The following is a 15,624-nucleotide window of genomic DNA, read 5'->3' as shown; positions in this document are numbered from 1 at the left end:
CCTGTGTGTCAGTCCTCGTCGAGGAACGTCTGGATGATGGTGGCCGAGGCGTGGATGCCGATGATGCGCAGCACTCCTTCGCCGACGTTGGTGAAGCGGTGCGGGACGAACGCGGGCCCGGTGGCCGTGTCTCCCGCCACCGCCAGCAGCGTCTCGTCGCCGACGGTGATCTGCGCGGTGCCCTCGAGCACCACCCAGGTCTCAGGGTAGGGGTGCCAGTGCAGCCCCGGCCCCTGCCCTGGCTGATTCTCCACGTAGAAGTACGAGACGGCCGCGCCGTGCTCGCCGCCCTCGAAGCGACGGCTGCGACCTGTGCCGATGCGGATGTCCGCCGCGGCGACGATTCCTGCGGACGTCGGTGCGCTGTTCATGGGTCCAGTCTCGACACCCCCACCGACACGGCCTAGAGTTTCGATGTGGATCGAAACTCTGCTCCGATCGAAGGCGTCGAGCATCCGGACCACCGGGTGGAGTTCCACCTGAGCCCCGGCGACATCCAGGCCGTGCGCTTCGGGATCTCCCCCGGGCACGAGCTGGCCCACGCCGTGCGCGTGCTGCTGCGTCCGGCGCAGCATCCGCTGCAGTGGGGATGGCTCCGAGCGGTGCGCGAGCGCCTCCCCCGCCGGAGCTTCGAGCTGCTCGCCGTCGTCATCGGCGAGGACGGCTACCTCCCCGACTTCCTCACGACGACCGCGGCGTGGGATCTGACGCCCGATGCCGAGCGGGACGCGCTGCGGCGGACGCCCCTCGACGGCATGCGCGTGGACTTCGGCAAGATGGTCGACCGGTCGACGGGGGCGCGTCAGCGAGCGCTCAGAGACATGCAGGAGCGTCCAGCGCGTGCGCGGGAGATGATCGCCGACGCCTGGCCGGAGGTGTGGGATGCCGTGCTCGCGCCGGTGTGGCCCCAGCTGGAGCGGCTGCTGCGCGCCGACATCGCGGTGCGCTCACGGACCATCGCATCGTCGGGAATCGCCGCCATGGCCGAGGATCTGCACCCGCGGGTGAGCTGGGGAGAAGGGGCCGTGCGCGTGCAGCTGCGACGGCACAGCGAACACGTCGACTGCCGCGGAGGCGGACTCGTGCTCGTGCCATCGGTGATGTCGTCGTGGGGCTGCATGGTGCTCACCGAACCGCCGGCCCAGCCGACCCTCTACTACCCCGCGCGCGGCGTCACCGCGGGCTGGGCGCGCGACGCGGCCGAGATGGCCGACGCGCTCGGCGCCCTGCTGGGTCCTGCGCGCGCCGACATCCTGCTCCACGCGGGAGTCGCGCGCACCACCTCGCAGGTGGCGAGGGATGCCGGCATCGCGGTGTCGACGGCATCCCATCACCTCACCGTCCTCCGCGGCGCCGGGCTCATCGGCAGCGAGCGCGAGGGCAACCGGATGCTGCATCTGCGGACGCCCCTCGGGGAGGCGATGATCGGCGCGGCGATCTGATCCGCGGCGACCAGGTCAGTCCGCGGAGCCGACGGGGATGATCGGCCGGTGCTCGTAGTAGGTCTGCAGCACGACCGTGGTGCGCGTGCTCACGTTCGCGGCGAGGCGGATGTCGCGGACCAGTCCTTCCAGGGCCCGGGGGGAGGCCACCCGGACGAACAGCATGTAGCTCGCGTCTCCGGCGATGGAGTGGCAGGCCTCGATCGCGTCGAGGTGCTCCAGCAGCTCGGGGGCGTTGTCGGGCTGCGCGGGGTCGAGCGGGGTGATCTCGATGAAGGCCGAGAGCGGCGTGCCCGCCTGCTCCGGGTCGAGGATCGCGCGGTAGCCGGTGATGACGCCACGCGTCTCGAGGCGCTTCAGGCGCGACTGCACGGCCGACACCGAGAGGCCCACGGCATCCGACAACTGGGAGAGCGTGGCGCGGCCGTCTCGAGAGACCTCGGCGAGGATCGCGCGGTCGACAGAGTCATCCATGGATGTAAGATTATCGTCAGGATTCCGTATACGCCGGAATCTTTCCGCCACATTCTCCGATCGGAGGTCCCGATGTCCATCATTTCCGCCACCAGCTCCGCTGCACAGGCCATCGTCGGCGAACCCGAGGTCGTCGAGGATGCCGCGATCGCCGAGCAGAGCGCCGCCTGGGCGCAGCTCAAGGACGCCGCGATCGCCATCCGCGAGCTCCAGATCAAGGACGGCTCCATTCCGGATGCCGCGCACCACGGCGTCGCACGCGAACTCGTCGCCGCGATCACCGCCGGCATCCGTGCCCTGGCTCCCGCCTTCCCGCACGACGCCGACTACCTCGCCGCCTCGATCGTCGACTTCGACCGCTGGGCTTCCGAGGACTTCGGCGTGCCGGACTTCCTCGACTCGCTCGTGGCCTTCCAGCCGCAGCAGCACCGCGTCGACGGCATCCGCCACCTCGTGATCTTCCCGATGTACACGCAGAACGGGTCGAGCGACCGCCTCGTCGAGGCGCTCATCGTCGAGACGATCTGGCCGGAGTTCATCGCGGCGCTCGAAGCGGGCGACTACGGCAACAAGCTGTTCGTCTCGCTGCGTCTCGTCGACTTCACGCCCGGCTACGACACGAACTCGGCCGTGCTGTTCCCCGAGACCGTCGCGATGCGCGAGATCCCCTCCTTCACGTGGGGTGCGATCTTCCAGGACCGCGAGGCCGCCCGCTACCGCCGGGTCACCCGCGCCGCCTCCGAGATCACCAACCTCGACCTGCCGGAGCGCGCTGCGGCGATGCTCGACGACCAGGCGCTGACCGAGCGCGCGTTCGTGATGTGGGACATCATCCACGACCGCACGCACATGCGCGGCGACCTGCCGTTCGATCCGTTCATGATCAAGCAGCGGATGCCGTTCTTCCTCTACTCGCTGGAGGAGATGCGGTGCGACATGACCGCGTTCCGCGAGTCGGTGAAGATCGAGCGCGCCCTCGCGGCCCGTATCGCCGCCGGCGAGGAGCTGACCGAGGCCGAGCGGGAGATGCACGATCACGCCGGGCTCGTGCAGTACGCCGTGATCTTCGACCGGATCTTCCGCTTCGCGATCACCGGCAACCGCACGCGCAACTACGACGCGGTCGGCGGCCAGCTGCTGTTCGCGTGGCTGCACCAGCGCGGCGTGCTGCACTGGACGGACACCGCTCTCGCGTTCGACTGGGACAACGTCCCCGACGCCGTGGTCGCGCTGGGCGATGCGATCGACGACCTGTACTGGCACTCGATCGACCGCCCGAAGGTCGCGCACTGGCTGGCCGCGTACGAGCTCGTCCGGGGCACGCTCACGCCGCACCCGGCGTCGCAGTGGGCCCGTGGGCTCTCCGACGAGATCCTCGCCGGCGCCCCCAAGGGCTACACGGATGCCGTGATGGACGACGAGTTCCCGCTGTCGATGTTCTTCGAGACTCTCGACAAGAAGATGAAGCCGGTCATCGAGTCGACCGTCGGCATCCGCGGCACCGACGACTGATCACACGCGCCCTTCTCGGACGCCCTCCCGTTTCTCGGATGATTCGGGGAGGATCGTCCGAGAAGGGCGCGTTCGTCCGAGAATCGGATGCCGTCGAAAGGGGAACCCGTCATGAGCGTCAGCGGTCGCACCATCGTCCTCGCCGGAGCCACCAGCGACGCGGGGCTCGTCGTCGCGCGCGCACTCCTGACGGCGGGAGCTCGGGTCGTCGCCACCGGGCGCTCGGCGTCGCGGTTGGCGCCGCTCGCCGATGCCGGCGCCGAGGTCGAGGTCGCCGATGCGACCTCCGTGGAGGAGATGACCTCGCTGGCCGCACGCCTCGACGTCGTCGACGGGGTGCTCCCGCTGGTCGGCGGATGGCGCGGCGGCGGTGGGCTCGCAGGACAGTCCGATGAGGACTTCGACGCCCTTCTCCCCGCCCTGCTCGCGGTGCGGGCCACGAGCCGCGCCTTCGATGCCGCGCTGCGCACCTCGGATGCCGGACGCTTCGCCGTCGTCTCGTCGACGGCCGTCGCCAGGCCGCTCGCCGGAGGGGCGAACTACGCGGCCGTGAAGGCGGCGAGTGAAGCGTGGGCGCGGGCGGTCGCGCAGGGCTTCGCGAAGGCGGCTCGGGATGCCGAGGAGCCGCTGCGTGCGGCATCCGTCGTGTTCCGCGCCAAGGCGCTCGATCCCGCCGCGCTCGCAACCGCCGTGCTCGCACTGTGGGATGCGGATGCCGCAGAGCTCAACGACCGCGTGATCGACCTCGCCTGACGGCGGCTGCGGACGCGGGCGCTCGGCGGGTGGAATCCGGCCGCTCAGAGATCGAGCCGCATCACGACGCGTCGGGTCGTCGGGTGGCTGACCTCGGTGAATCCGGCCGCGGCGAATGGGCCGACCGCGCCGACGTTCATCTCGCCCCACGAGACCGTGGAGCCTCCTGTGAGCAGGGGGTATCCCTCGATCGCCGTGGCGCCCTGCGCGCGGGCGTGGTCGACCGCCGCGACAACCATGGGGTACGTGAGACCCCGGCGGCGGAAGCCCGGCCGCACGATGAGGCACGCGATCGCCCAGACGCCGTCGTCGTTCTTGTCCTCGTCGCGGCCCTTCCACGGCACCGACGATCCACGGAGTCGCCCGTAGACGCTGCGCCGATCGACCGCGCACCAGCCGACCGCCTCGTCGCCGAGGTAGGCGACGAGGCCGATCGTCTCCGCCGCACGCGGATCCCCGCAGTGCGTCTCGCTCCTCAGCAGATCGCGCCGCTCCTCCACGGGCATGTTCCACCAGTCGCCGTCACCGAGGCGTTGCCGTTCGCACTGGCACCGCGCCGCCGACCCCGTGAGGATCGACTGCAGGTCATCCCACCCGGCCTGATTCGCCGGGACGATCCTGATCTCCCCCGGCTCCGCGGCGTGCTGCGGGCTCACCGATCGCGCCCCTCGTCGGCCGCCTCCCTGCCGTCCGCCCCTGCTCGTCCACCGCGAGCTGATACCGGATCGATCAGTACAGGCCCGGACGAACGGGGAACCCCGCCCGATTCGGCACGCTCCGTCACGTCCGCAGCTGCCGACGAAGCGCCGTCGTCGGCATCCGCCGCACTGTCGCCCTCTCCGCCGGGGATCTCCTGCGCCGGCGCGTTGGCGTACAGCTCGGTCAGCTGCCGGTAGGACTTCGTGAGGAAGGCCAGACCGCCCACGACGACCATGATGAGCCCAGCGAAGAGGCAGATCAGGGCGATGCCGCGGGCCTCGCCCTGCCCGAGCAGCCAGCCCCACTGCGCGTCGCCGGCCGGGGTCTTCATGTACGGGATGATCAGGAACTCGGCGATCGGCGCGATGAGGAAGGCCGTGATCGGGGCGGCGGCCGCCTCCATCGCCGCCGCGACGCCGAACACCCGCCCCTGCCGCTCGAACGGCACGACCTTCTGGATCACGGTCTGCTCCGCGGCCTCGGCCGGCGGCACCATCGCCATGTAGACCCACATGCCCACGACGTACAGCGGCCACCACTCCCGCAGCATGAACACAGCCCCGAGCAGACCCATCGCGATGACGATGAGCAGGAGGGTGCGCATCGGTTTCGGGCCGAGTCCGAACTTCGCGACGAGACCTCCGCCGACCAGGAAGCCCGTCGAGGCGAACGCCAGCGCGAAGCCCCACGTCTGCGCGTCGAACAGGGTGAGTCCGTAGGGATCCATGAGCGCCATGTAGACGCCGCCGATGAGGTTGTTGAACGTCGAGAAGATGATCAGCGCGAACAGGCCGGGTGCGAGCCTGATCGCCTGCACGCTGCCGCGGAAGTCGAGCGCGCTCGACGCGTTCGGGTCGGGCTCCGGTGTGCCCTCGGGGATGCGGATGAACATCAGGTGCACGAAGGTCAGCGCCATCGCGGCGATCGCGATCACCAGGGTCCAGCCCATGCCGAGGAAGCCGATAGAGAGCCCGGAGAAGACGCTGGTGACGAGGAAGGCCAGGCCCTGCACGGTGCCGACGAGGCCGTTCGCGTTGGCGCGCTTGTCTTCGTCGACCAGCAGGGTGACGGTCGTCGACAGGGCGATGTTGCGGAGCTGCTCGATGACCCCGCCGAAGAGGATCACCAGCGAGAACGCCCAGAACCACGGACCGCCGAGGTCGAGCAGCGCCGATTCGCCCTGCCAGACGTAGAGGATGCCGGCGACCAGGAAGGCCGCGGCCGAGACGACGCTCGACAGCAGCATCACGGTGTGCTTGCGGTGACGATCGACGATCGTGCCGAAGATCATCGCGAAGAAGGCGATGAAGAGCATGTAGGCGCCGCCGATGATGCCGGTGGCGAGCACGGACTGCGTCTCGATGTACACCCAGAACGTCAGCGCGAACCAGAGGAAGCTCGTCGTCACGTTGGCGATCAGCGTGTTGACGAGGACGTTCGCGAAGGCCGTCTTCGCCGCGGTTCTCTGCATGCTAAGAGGGTAGGCGGGGGTACGGACATCCGGTAGGCCTGTCGCGCTCCCCCGCGCAAATAGACTGGGTCGGTGAGCATTCAGCATGACCCCGCGATCCGGGGATTCGCCAGCGACAACTACTCCGGCATCCACCCCGATGTCCTCGCCGCCATCGCCGCGGCCAACGGCGGCCACCAGGTGGCCTACGGCGAAGACGCCTACACGGCGCGCCTGCAGGAGGTCTTCCGGTCGCACTTCGGCGAGGGCGTGCAGGCGTTCCCGGTGTTCAACGGCACCGGAGCCAACGTCACCGGCCTGCAGTCGATGCTGCCGCGCTGGGGCGCCGTGATCGCGGCATCCACCGCCCACATCAACGTCGACGAGGGCGGGGCCCCCGAGAAGATCGGCGGCTTCAAGCTGCTCACCGTCCCGACCGACGACGGCAAGCTCACCCCCGAGCTCGTCGACCGCGAGGCCTGGGGCTGGGGCGACGAGCATCGCGCGCAGCCGCTCGTGGTCTCGATCACCCAGTCCACCGAGCTCGGCACGCTCTACACGGCCAAGGAGATCAAGGCCCTCGCCGATCACGCGCACGAGCGCGGCATGAAGCTGCACGTCGACGGCGCGCGCATCTCGAACGCGGCCGCAGCGCTCGACCTGCCGCTGCGGGCCTTCACGCGCGACGTCGGCGTCGACGTGCTCAGCTTCGGCGGCACGAAGAACGGCGCGATGCTGGGCGAGGCGATCGTGGTGCTGAACCCCGAGGCGTCCGACGGTCTGAGCTACTCGCGCAAGTTCAACATGCAGCTCTCCTCGAAGATGCGCTTCGTCTCGGCTCAGCTCATCGCGCTGCTCGAGGGCGACCTGTGGCTGCGCAACGCACAGCACGCGAACGCCATGGCCCAGCGCCTCCGCGGGGCGATCGACGCCGGCATCGCCGACGGCTCGATCACCGGTGTCTCGTTCACGCAGCCGACCCAGTCGAACGGCGTCTTCGCGACGCTGCCCGACGGCGTCGCCGACGCACTGCGCGAGTCGTTCCGCTTCTACGACTGGGATGCCGCACGCAACGAGGTCCGCTGGATGTGCGGTTTCGACACGCACGAAGACGACGTCGACGCCTTCGTCGCGGAGCTCGCGCGCCTGACGCAGGCCTGACGCACCGCCACCCGCTCACTCGCCGCGGCGCATCCTGCCGCCGAGCGCACACGAATTCGCCGACTGCACGGCTTGTTCACGCCTACTTCCCGTGCACTCGGCGACTTCCCGTGCACTCGACGCTCGACGCGCTCAACGGACTCGACGGAGCCGGAGCGCGGGCGCGAGCTACCGGAGCAGGCCGAGGTTCGCGAGGGCCTGCCGGATGAGCGTGCCACGGCCGCCCTCCATCTCGGCGGCGACGGCGTCTGAGCCCGCCTCCTCGGGAGTGAACCAGGTCACCTCCAGCGCGTCCTGACGGGGCTCGCAGGTGCCGGTCACCGGCACCACGAACGCGAGCGACACCGCGTGCTGACGGTCGTCGTGATAGGCGCTCACGCCCGGGATCGGGAAGTACTCGGCCACCGTGAACGGCAGCGGCTGCGGCGGCAGCAGCGGGAAGGCCATCGGCCCGAGGTCGTTCTCGACGTGCCGGAACAGCGCGTCGCGGATCGTCTCGCCGAAGCGCACCCGGCCCGACACGATCGTGCGGGTCATCTCACCCAGAGGCGTGGATCGCAGCAGGATGCCGATCTCGGTCACCACCCCCGAGCCGTCGGTGCGCACGGGGATCGCCTCCACGTAGAGCATCGGCATGCGACGACGAGCCTCTTCGAGCTCGACGTCTGTCAGCCAGCCGGGATTCGCCCCCGACGCCGGCGCGGCGCCGTCGAAGGAGCCGAGCCCCGAGTCTTCGGGTTCCGGATCGGGATCAGGTGTGCGAACCGCCATGTGTCCTTTCTACCAGGCAGGATAGGAGCGTGACCGAGAACCTGACGATCGACGACGCCGCGACCCGGTGGTCCGCCGGCGACCGGGAGGGGATGCCGCTGCTGGTGCTGCTCCACGGCTACGGCGCCGACGAGCACGACCTGTTCGGTCTGGTGCCGTATCTGCCCGAGGGCATCGCCGTGGCATCCGTCGCCGCTCCCCTGACCCCGCCGTGGCCGATGCCCGGCCGGTCCTGGTACCCGATCGACGGCCTCGACGGACGCGATGCCTCCCACGTCACGGCTGCAGCGGAGGTCTTCCTCCGCTGGCTCGACGCCGCGGCATCCGATGCTCCGAAGGTCGCGCTGCTCGGGTTCTCGCAGGGCGCGGCGGTCTCTCTGCAGGCCATGCGGCTCGCGCCGGAGCGCTTCGGCGCTGTCGTGGTGTTGAGCGGATACGCGACCCCCGGGGACGTCGCAGGCGACGAGGAGCTCGCCGAGCTGCGCCCGCCGGTGTTCTGGGGGCGCGGGACGCATGACGACGTCATCCCGGCGCATCTCGTCGCGCACACCGCCGAGTGGCTGCCCGGCCACTCCGACCTCTCCGGCCGCGTCTACACGGGACTCACCCACAGCATCTCCGAGGAGGAGCTCGGCGACGTGCGCCACTTCATCGCGAAGTGGCTCGAGGGCTGACCGCCGACTAGGAGCGCGGGCCCGGTCGATCCGCGTCAGGCTCGCCGTCGGCCACGGCACCAGCGCCGGCTCCACTCTCGGCGCCGGCCCCACTCCCCGCTCCGGCCCCGCTCTCGGAGTCATCCTCGGCATCCGTGTCGGAGGACTCACGCGCCGCCTGCGCCGCCGCCCACTCCTGCTTCCGGAGTTTCGATCCGGCGCTGATGAAGCACATCATGACGAGGGTTCCGATCCCGACGCCGATCCCCATGCCGAGCGCCAGGTTCTGGAAACCCGTGCCGAGAGAGACGCCGACGCCGATTCCGATCGCGAGTCCGGCCCCCATGCCGACGCGCTGCATCATCTCGCCGGGACTCATGCTCTCGTCTGCCATTCCTCCACGCTACGAGTCCGGAGGCCCTGCGGCATCCCCCGCGCGGTGGACATCCCGGCGCGACACGCCCGGGTTGCGCGCACCGCGGAGGCGGGGGTATCGTCGTGGAGTCCTGTCCGCCGTGTCTGGAAGTCCTTTGATCTGATCCGTCGCCTCCGCGCTCTTCTTTCCGCGCGCTGACCCGACGACGGCTGATCCACGGCCCATCTCCCTCCTTGCGAGGTCGTCTTCCGACGACTCCCCGAGGGCTCGGTGTCAGTGCACCCTCGCACTCGACAGGAGACACCATGTCAACCCCCACCCTTCATGCATCGGTCACCCTCGACCGCCTCACCTTCACCTGGCCCGACGGGCAGACGGCGCTCGACGCCGTGTCCGGCGCCTTCGGATCGGCCCGCACCGGACTGGTCGGACGCAACGGCGCCGGCAAGTCCACGCTGCTGCGCCTGATGGCCGGAGAACTGGCGCCCACCTCGGGTGTCGTCTCGGCCACCGGAGAGGTCGCCTACCTCCCGCAGCAGCTGACCCTCGACGTCGACCGGCGCGTCGCCGAACTGCTCGGCGTGGCCGAGGCGCTCGACGCCGTCCGCGCGATCGGCGCCGGCGACGTCGACCCGGCGCACTTCGACGCGGTTGGCGACGACTGGGACATCGAGGCCAGGGCGGAGGCATCCCTCGCCGAGGCCGGCCTCTCGCCCGACTTCCTCGACCGCCGCGTCGGAGAGCTGTCGGGCGGCGAGGCCGTGCTGGTCGCGATCGCCGGCATCCGCCTGCGGCGAGCGCCGATCACGCTCCTCGACGAGCCCACGAACAACCTCGACCGCGACGCCCGCGCGAAGCTGGCGGCGATGGTGAGGTCGTGGAAGGGCACGCTCATCGTGGTCAGCCACGACATCTCGCTGCTGGAGCTGATGGACGACACCGCCGAGCTGTACGCGCAGACGCTGAGCGTGTTCGGCGGACCGTACTCCGCGTGGCGCGCCTGGCTGGACGCCGAGCAGGATGCCGCGAAGCAGGCCGAGGTCACCGCCAAGCAGGTGCTCCGCAAGGAGAAGCGCCAGCGGATCGAGGCCGAGTCCAAGCTCGCGACGCGCGCGAAGATGGCGAACAAGGCCGAGGTCGAGAAGCGCGTGCCGAAGATCGTCGCGCACGGCCGGAAGATGGCCGCAGAGGTCTCAGCGGGAAAGCTGCGCACCGAGGTCGGAGCGAAGGAGGATGCCGCGCGCGCCTCCCTCGACGAGGCGGGGCGCCGCGTGCGTTCGGACTCGTCGATGAAGATCGAGCTGCCCGACCCCGAGGTCTCGCGGGCGCGCCGGATCGCCGAGATCGGCGACGGCGAGCGCTCGTGGATCCTGCAGGGTCCGGAGCGCGTCGCGCTGATCGGGCGCAACGGAGCGGGCAAGACCACGCTGCTGGAGCGGCTGGTCGAGAGCGGGCGCCAGAACTCCGGAGATTCCCCGGGATACGAGCCGACCGGAGCGGTTCCGGCGGATTCCGCCCCGGATCTCCGGAGTTCCGGCGGCCCGGACCTCGAGGCCACGGCTCACACCGACCGGATCGGCTACCTGCCGCAGCGCGTGGACGGACTCGACGAGACCCGTTCGGTCTTCGAGAACATCGCGGATGCCGCACCCCAGGTGCCCGAGAAGGAGCTGCGCAACCGGCTCGCCCGGTTCCTCATCCGCGGAGCCACGGCGGAGCGCCCTGTCGCTGCGCTGTCGGGAGGCGAGCGCTTCCGCGTGGCGCTGGCCGCGCTGCTGCTCACCGACCCCGCACCTCAGCTCGTGGTGCTGGACGAGCCGACGAACAACCTCGACCTCGACACGGTCGACCAGCTCGTCGAGGCGCTGCGCGCGTACCGCGGCGCCGTGCTCATCGTCAGCCACGACGACGCGTTCCTCGCTCGGCTCGATCTCGATCTCACGCTCGAGATCGATGCGGAGGGGATGCTGCGCGAGGTCGGCTGACCCGCGCGGTGCGGCCGGTCCGGGGGCATCGCCTCCCTGGCCGGCCGCACCGTCGCACCAGCCCGACACTCCGCCACGCCTACCCGGTCACGCGCCGCACCAGACCGGCCTCGTCGTCAGACCGGTCACGCCGCCACATCTGCCACACCATCCCGGTCACGCCGCCGCACCATCCCGGCCTCGTCGTCAGACCAGCCCCGCCGCGTCGTCAGACCAGCCCCGCCGCGTCGTCAGACCAGACCGGCCTCGTAGGCCATGATCACGGCCTGCACGCGGTCGCGGAGGTCGAGCTTCTGCAGGACCCGGCCGACGTGCGTCTTGACCGTCGACTCCGTGACGAACAGCCGCTCGCCGATCTCCGCGTTGTTGAGCCCCTTCGCGATGGCGAGGAACACCTCCCGCTCGCGCTCCGTGAGAGCGCCGACGCGCTGATCGATGTCGCCGGCCTGCCGCGGCAGCCGTGTCGCGAACAGGTCCAGCATCGCTCTCGTCACGCGGGGGGAGACGAGGGCATCGCCGGCGGCGATCGAGCGGATCGCCGCCGTCAGCGTCGCCGGGGGCGTGTTCTTCAGCAGGAATCCGCTGGCCCCCGCGCGCAGACTGCCGAACGCGTACTCGTCGAGGTCGAAGGTCGTGAGCACGAGGACCCTGGTCGACGGCGCGCTCCTGACGATGCGCCTGGTCGCCTCGATGCCGTCCATCTCCGGCATCCTGATGTCCATGAGGACCACATCGGGGGCGAGCTGCTCCGCCTGATGCACCGCGTCCGTCCCCGACACGGCCTCGCCGACGACGTCCAGATCGTCCTCGGCGTCGAGGACCATCCTCATGCCGCGCCTGATCAGCTCGTGGTCATCGACGATCAGCACCCGTATCCGTTCGCCGCTCATCGCTGCGCCTCCTGTTCCGGCATCTCCACGTGCACGCGCCACCCTCCGCCCTCGATCGGACCGGCATCCGCCGTTCCCCCGTAGAGGCGGACCCGCTCTCGGATGCCGACGAGCCCGCGCCCGGAGCCGACCGACTCCGCCGGGGGTCCCGCCCGCCCGTCGTCCATGACGTCGACGACGACCGCACCCTCCCTGAAGTCGAGGGTCACAGTCACCGTACGGGGCTCGGCGGCGTAGCGGAGGACGTTCGTGAGCGCCTCCTGGACGATCCGGAACACCGCGTTCTGGAGCGCAGGGGATGCCGGCGGCTCGCCATGCGTGCGCGTCACGACGGGCAGTCCGGCGGTGCGGAACGTCTCGATCAGCGCGGCGAGGTCGCCGACGCCAGGGTTCGGCTGCAGCGGCGACCGCTCCTCGCCGTCGGTGCCCTCGTCGCCCAGCGCGCCGAGCAGCTGTCGCATCTCGAGGAGGGACTGCCGCCCCACCGCGCCGATCTCCTGCACGGCGCTCCGCGCGCGGGTCGGGTCCTTCTCCGCCAGCGCGGCGGCGCCGTCGGCGAGCGAGACCATGACCGACACGCTGTGGGCCACGACGTCGTGGATCTCCCTCGTGATCCTCGCGCGCTCGGCCAGGGTCGCCAGCCGCGCCTGCTGATCCCGCTCCCGCGCCAGCTGGTTGGCACGGTCGAGGATCGCCCCGATGTAGCGGCGCCGGTCGCCCACCGTCACCCCGAGCAGCGCGGAGACGAGCAGCACGACGAGGAGCAGCAGCCCGGTCGGCGCCGAGGAGAGAGGGCTCTCCTGACGCCCCCGGAGCGCGGCATCGATCGCGGGGAAGAGGATGCAGCCGGCGAGCGCCGCGATGCCGAAGCCGATCCATCCGCTGCGGTTGGACCGGTAGACGAACACCGCGTACAGGGCGATGGCGATGCCGAACGGCTCGGCGGGTGCATCCACGACGAGGCACAGGGCCGCGACCGCTCCGAAGACCGCGAACGTGACCCACGGGCGGCGTCTCCGCACGAAGAGGGATGCCGTCGCCACGATGCCGCCGACGAGCGGCACGAGGATCGGGCCGAACGGCGACCACACCCCCGAGGAGAGCGGGGTGACGGTCGCCCAGAGCGTGGCGAAGAGGAGGTAGACGCCGGCGAGCACGGCATCGACGAGGAGCGGGTGTCCGCTCCAGAACCGGCGGACGGCGCCGGGCGGCCGTGGCAGCTCGTCCTCGCGGACCGGCGCCTGCGGGGAGACGGGAGACTCGGCCATGGGACGACTCTACGCACCGCGCCCCTCACGCGGATGCCGCGAACGCCTCTGCGCGCGCCGCCCCGAGACGTGCTCCGTCGTGGGCGCCTTTCCCGTCCCGACTCGCAGAGGCCGAGAGGAGGCTCCGCTGCGTGTGCGCCGTCGAGACCCCGAGGATCATGAGCCACCCCATCCCGACCGTGGTCGCGACGAGCTCCAGCATGCTGCCGATGTCGGTGCGGTACTGCAGGAGGGAGAGGATCCCACCCGCCGCGGCGATGAGAGCGGTGGCGATCCCCGACCCCAGCGAGAGCGCGCGCAGCACCGGCCGGCCCTGCACGAACGACGCCTGGAGCATCGCCACCGCGGCCAGGGCGAAGGCGAGCACCGCGACGCTGGTGTGGATCAGGTCCTGCCAGGTGAACGTGGGCCCGACGGGCAGCGGGCATCCCGAGGTGCAGGGCACCTGAGAGGCCACGAGGAACAGCGACGAGGACAGTGCGACGGAGAGCGACGGCGTGCCGATACTCAGGATCGGAACAGCCGCGCGGAGGCCGCGGGCCGCCCACGCGACGGAGAATCCTCCCGCGACGAGCAGCAGCAGCGCCATCTCGAACCACCCCGCCGTCGGCTCGCCGTCGGCCCCCAGACCGCTCACGTACAGCGTGCGGTCGGTGCTCAGTCGCGCGATCCAGATGATCGTCAGGGCGATGCCGACCAGGACGCTTCCCGCGAGTGCGGCGACGACTCTGAGGGGGACTCCTGGTGCGGTGGGGCTGTGAGGATTCGTGGGCATGAATCGACCGTAGATTTCGGGGTCGACCCGCCGCGTCGCCCCGGAGTGCCCCTTCGTGGACGGTGTCGTACCTGGGTACGACACCGTCCACGAAGCCGCGTCATCCGAACGAGATCACCCACCACGGCACCGACCCGACCTCGATGCGGCGCAGGGATCCGTCGGCGTCGAGCACGCGGAGGGTGTCGGGCTGCCAGGCGTCCGGATCAGCCGCGATGACCGCCGTCGTCCCCGACGGACCGGCGATCGCCCTCATCGCGTCGGCCCCCATCTCGACCGTGTCGACGAGCTCCCCCGTGGCGACGGACACGCTGCTCAGCAGCATCCGCTCGGCGTTGACCGACTCGCGGTGCTGCACGAGCACGTATCCCGAGGCGAACCCCGCGGGCGACGAGAGCGCACCGCCCGCTGATGCCTGCGCGCTCGCGGCCTCGAGCAGAGCCTCGATGTCGTCCTGGTCGATGTCGCTGAAGTCGCCCTCAAGGAACTGCCCGGTCGGGAGCATGACCCCGAGTCGGGTCTGCGCGCCGGTGAGCGGGATGATCTCGGCGTCGACGAGTTCCGTGCGGCGGATGAGTGCACCGTCCGGCGACGTGATCACCAGGGCGTCCCGACTCACGGCCTCGGCCACCGTCTCGATCTCCACGGTCGTGCCGTCCGTCGCCGTCGCCGTGTCGACGAGCCTGGTGAGGGCGGCGGTGTCCAGGAAGGCCGAGGCGCTGAGCGTGCCCTGCCAGCGCCTCGCGACGGATGCCTCCGCCGGGGATGCCGCGAGGGCGCCGACGGGGATCTGCACGACCGCGCCGGTTCCGGTGAGCGCCACGACCGCGTTCGTCTCGACGTCGTAGCCGTACGCGGATGCCGAGAACACCGCATCCGCCCCGATGCCGTCGATGCCGTGCCCCTCGGCGCGGATCGCACCGGTCGCGGCATCCAAGATCACGAGTCCCTCATCGGTGGCGACGTAGACGAGCGACGAGTCGCCGGCGAGCGCCGCGGCCTCGCTGCCGAGTTCCTCGTTCAGGCGCTGGTCCCAGAGCGTCACGCCGTCGGACAGCCGGATCGCCGCCGCGCGGGTCTGGAACATCGGCTCGCCGATACCGGGACGGGAGTCGTCGGCGTAGACGACGAGCGCCACGTCCTGCTCGTCGATGCTGATCGCCGCGGCGCCGGGGAGGATCTCCACGTCGCGCGACGACGGGCTGAACAGCGCCGTCGCGATGAAGATCAGCCCGCCGATGAGCACGGGCGCGAGGAGGAAGCCGAGGAAGCGGAGCCGGAGGCGGCGGCGCACCCGCTTCGGATCGTGGGACCTCGGCGGCGGCACCGCCGAGGAACCCAGCGGGACGACCGTGCTGCCGTTGAGCACATACCCTCGCGACTCGTTCGTGTTCATGCCGTCAGGATGCCCGTCG

At 70.7% G+C, this 15,624-nt stretch carries 16 protein-coding genes; 6 read left to right on the top strand and 10 right to left on the bottom strand.

Features of this window, described 5'->3' with window-relative positions; translation table 11 throughout:
• Nucleotides 1–8: 8 nt before the first annotated feature.
• The gene (locus tag LC438_RS04095; protein ID WP_105672812.1) at nucleotides 9–371 is read right to left on the bottom strand and encodes a cupin domain-containing protein; all 363 of its coding nucleotides are present in this window, start codon (nucleotides 369–371) and stop codon (nucleotides 9–11) included.
• A 45-nt stretch (nucleotides 372–416) separates the two neighbouring features.
• Here LC438_RS04095 and LC438_RS04090 point away from each other — a divergent pair, with 45 nt between their 5' ends.
• Nucleotides 417–1,442, top strand: a complete 1,026-nt coding sequence (locus LC438_RS04090) for a DUF5937 family protein (protein ID WP_105672813.1) — start codon at nucleotides 417–419, stop codon at nucleotides 1,440–1,442.
• 15 nt (nucleotides 1,443–1,457) lie between these two features.
• On the opposite strand, the gene LC438_RS04085 is transcribed toward LC438_RS04090, so the two are convergent.
• Nucleotides 1,458–1,916 carry an Lrp/AsnC family transcriptional regulator gene (locus LC438_RS04085; protein ID WP_105672814.1) on the bottom strand — a complete coding sequence of 153 codons (459 nt, stop codon included), beginning with the start codon at nucleotides 1,914–1,916 and terminating at the stop codon, nucleotides 1,458–1,460.
• 72 nt (nucleotides 1,917–1,988) lie between these two features.
• On the opposite strand from LC438_RS04085, the gene LC438_RS04080 reads away from it, so the two are divergent.
• Nucleotides 1,989–3,428, top strand: a complete 1,440-nt coding sequence (locus LC438_RS04080) for a DUF6421 family protein (RefSeq protein WP_223585929.1) — start codon at nucleotides 1,989–1,991, stop codon at nucleotides 3,426–3,428.
• A 111-nt stretch (nucleotides 3,429–3,539) separates the two neighbouring features.
• A complete protein-coding gene (locus LC438_RS04075; protein WP_223585928.1) occupies nucleotides 3,540–4,181 on the top strand; it encodes an SDR family oxidoreductase in 642 nt (213 codons plus the stop codon).
• A gap of 44 nt (nucleotides 4,182–4,225) precedes the next feature.
• Here LC438_RS04075 and LC438_RS04070 read toward each other — a convergent pair whose 3' ends face one another.
• Both LC438_RS04070 and LC438_RS04065 read right to left on the bottom strand, forming a co-directional pair.
• Nucleotides 4,226–4,837 (bottom strand): GNAT family N-acetyltransferase, encoded by a 612-nt coding sequence (locus LC438_RS04070; protein WP_223585927.1) that lies wholly within the window; start codon nucleotides 4,835–4,837, stop codon nucleotides 4,226–4,228.
• Nucleotides 4,834–6,351, bottom strand: coding sequence for an MFS transporter (locus tag LC438_RS04065; RefSeq protein ID WP_223585926.1), 1,518 nt, complete (start codon nucleotides 6,349–6,351; stop codon nucleotides 4,834–4,836). The genes LC438_RS04070 and LC438_RS04065 overlap by 4 nt, the downstream gene beginning before the upstream one ends.
• Nucleotides 6,352–6,423: 72 nt before the next feature.
• Between LC438_RS04065 and LC438_RS04060 the strand changes: the two genes are divergently transcribed.
• Complete coding sequence (locus LC438_RS04060; protein WP_223585925.1) at nucleotides 6,424–7,491, top strand: low specificity L-threonine aldolase; 1,068 nt, start codon at nucleotides 6,424–6,426, stop codon at nucleotides 7,489–7,491.
• Nucleotides 7,492–7,659: 168 nt separating this feature from the next.
• On the opposite strand, the gene LC438_RS04055 is transcribed toward LC438_RS04060, so the two are convergent.
• Nucleotides 7,660–8,262, bottom strand: coding sequence for an NUDIX hydrolase family protein (locus LC438_RS04055; RefSeq protein ID WP_105672819.1), 603 nt, complete (start codon nucleotides 8,260–8,262; stop codon nucleotides 7,660–7,662).
• Nucleotides 8,263–8,291: 29 nt separating this feature from the next.
• Here LC438_RS04055 and LC438_RS04050 point away from each other — a divergent pair, with 29 nt between their 5' ends.
• A complete protein-coding gene (locus tag LC438_RS04050) occupies nucleotides 8,292–8,936 on the top strand; it encodes an alpha/beta hydrolase (protein WP_223585924.1) in 645 nt (214 codons plus the stop codon).
• A gap of 7 nt (nucleotides 8,937–8,943) precedes the next feature.
• Here the strand turns inward: LC438_RS04050 and LC438_RS04045 are convergent, their stop codons facing one another.
• Nucleotides 8,944–9,309: a hypothetical protein gene (locus tag LC438_RS04045; RefSeq protein ID WP_105672821.1), complete on the bottom strand. Its 366-nt coding sequence runs from the start codon at nucleotides 9,307–9,309 to the stop codon at nucleotides 8,944–8,946.
• A 287-nt stretch (nucleotides 9,310–9,596) separates the two neighbouring features.
• On the opposite strand from LC438_RS04045, the gene LC438_RS04040 reads away from it, so the two are divergent.
• Nucleotides 9,597–11,276, top strand: a complete 1,680-nt coding sequence (locus LC438_RS04040; RefSeq protein ID WP_223585923.1) for an ABC-F family ATP-binding cassette domain-containing protein — start codon at nucleotides 9,597–9,599, stop codon at nucleotides 11,274–11,276.
• 230 nt (nucleotides 11,277–11,506) lie between these two features.
• Here the strand turns inward: LC438_RS04040 and LC438_RS04035 are convergent, their stop codons facing one another.
• The 4 genes from LC438_RS04035 to LC438_RS04020 form a co-directional block, all read right to left on the bottom strand.
• Nucleotides 11,507–12,166: a response regulator transcription factor gene (locus LC438_RS04035; protein WP_223585922.1), complete on the bottom strand. Its 660-nt coding sequence runs from the start codon at nucleotides 12,164–12,166 to the stop codon at nucleotides 11,507–11,509.
• Nucleotides 12,163–13,434, bottom strand: coding sequence for a sensor histidine kinase (locus LC438_RS04030; RefSeq protein WP_223585921.1), 1,272 nt, complete (start codon nucleotides 13,432–13,434; stop codon nucleotides 12,163–12,165). The genes LC438_RS04035 and LC438_RS04030 overlap by 4 nt, the downstream gene beginning before the upstream one ends.
• Nucleotides 13,435–13,459: 25 nt before the next feature.
• Nucleotides 13,460–14,209, bottom strand: a complete 750-nt coding sequence (locus tag LC438_RS04025) for a DUF998 domain-containing protein (RefSeq protein WP_223585920.1) — start codon at nucleotides 14,207–14,209, stop codon at nucleotides 13,460–13,462.
• A gap of 100 nt (nucleotides 14,210–14,309) precedes the next feature.
• Nucleotides 14,310–15,605, bottom strand: a complete 1,296-nt coding sequence (locus LC438_RS04020) for a PA2928 family protein (RefSeq protein ID WP_223585919.1) — start codon at nucleotides 15,603–15,605, stop codon at nucleotides 14,310–14,312.
• Nucleotides 15,606–15,624 lie beyond the last annotated feature (19 nt).

Source organism: Microbacterium sp. OVT16B (genome assembly GCF_019969705.1).
Lineage (GTDB): Bacteria > Actinomycetota > Actinomycetes > Actinomycetales > Microbacteriaceae > Microbacterium > Microbacterium natoriense.
Note: the sequence above shows the minus strand (reverse complement) of the source record. Positions and strands in the feature narration are given on the sequence as shown.

Excerpts from the sequence above, each read along its gene's own strand:
- LC438_RS04055 (WP_105672819.1), bottom strand. The coding sequence starts at position 8,262 with ATGGCGGTTCGCACACCTGATCCCGATCCGGAACCCGAAGACTCGGGG.
- LC438_RS04080 (WP_223585929.1), top strand. The coding sequence starts at position 1,989 with ATGTCCATCATTTCCGCCACCAGCTCCGCTGCACAGGCCATCGTCGGC.
- LC438_RS04035 (WP_223585922.1), bottom strand. The coding sequence starts at position 12,166 with ATGAGCGGCGAACGGATACGGGTGCTGATCGTCGATGACCACGAGCTG.
- LC438_RS04030 (WP_223585921.1), bottom strand. The coding sequence starts at position 13,434 with ATGGCCGAGTCTCCCGTCTCCCCGCAGGCGCCGGTCCGCGAGGACGAG.
- LC438_RS04040 (WP_223585923.1), top strand. The coding sequence starts at position 9,597 with ATGTCAACCCCCACCCTTCATGCATCGGTCACCCTCGACCGCCTCACC.
- LC438_RS04045 (WP_105672821.1), bottom strand. The coding sequence starts at position 9,309 with ATGGCAGACGAGAGCATGAGTCCCGGCGAGATGATGCAGCGCGTCGGC.
- LC438_RS04085 (WP_105672814.1), bottom strand. The coding sequence starts at position 1,916 with ATGGATGACTCTGTCGACCGCGCGATCCTCGCCGAGGTCTCTCGAGAC.
- LC438_RS04065 (WP_223585926.1), bottom strand. The coding sequence starts at position 6,351 with ATGCAGAGAACCGCGGCGAAGACGGCCTTCGCGAACGTCCTCGTCAAC.
- LC438_RS04025 (WP_223585920.1), bottom strand. The coding sequence starts at position 14,209 with ATGCCCACGAATCCTCACAGCCCCACCGCACCAGGAGTCCCCCTCAGA.
- LC438_RS04020 (WP_223585919.1), bottom strand. The coding sequence starts at position 15,605 with ATGAACACGAACGAGTCGCGAGGGTATGTGCTCAACGGCAGCACGGTC.
- LC438_RS04095 (WP_105672812.1), bottom strand. The coding sequence starts at position 371 with ATGAACAGCGCACCGACGTCCGCAGGAATCGTCGCCGCGGCGGACATC.
- LC438_RS04075 (WP_223585928.1), top strand. The coding sequence starts at position 3,540 with ATGAGCGTCAGCGGTCGCACCATCGTCCTCGCCGGAGCCACCAGCGAC.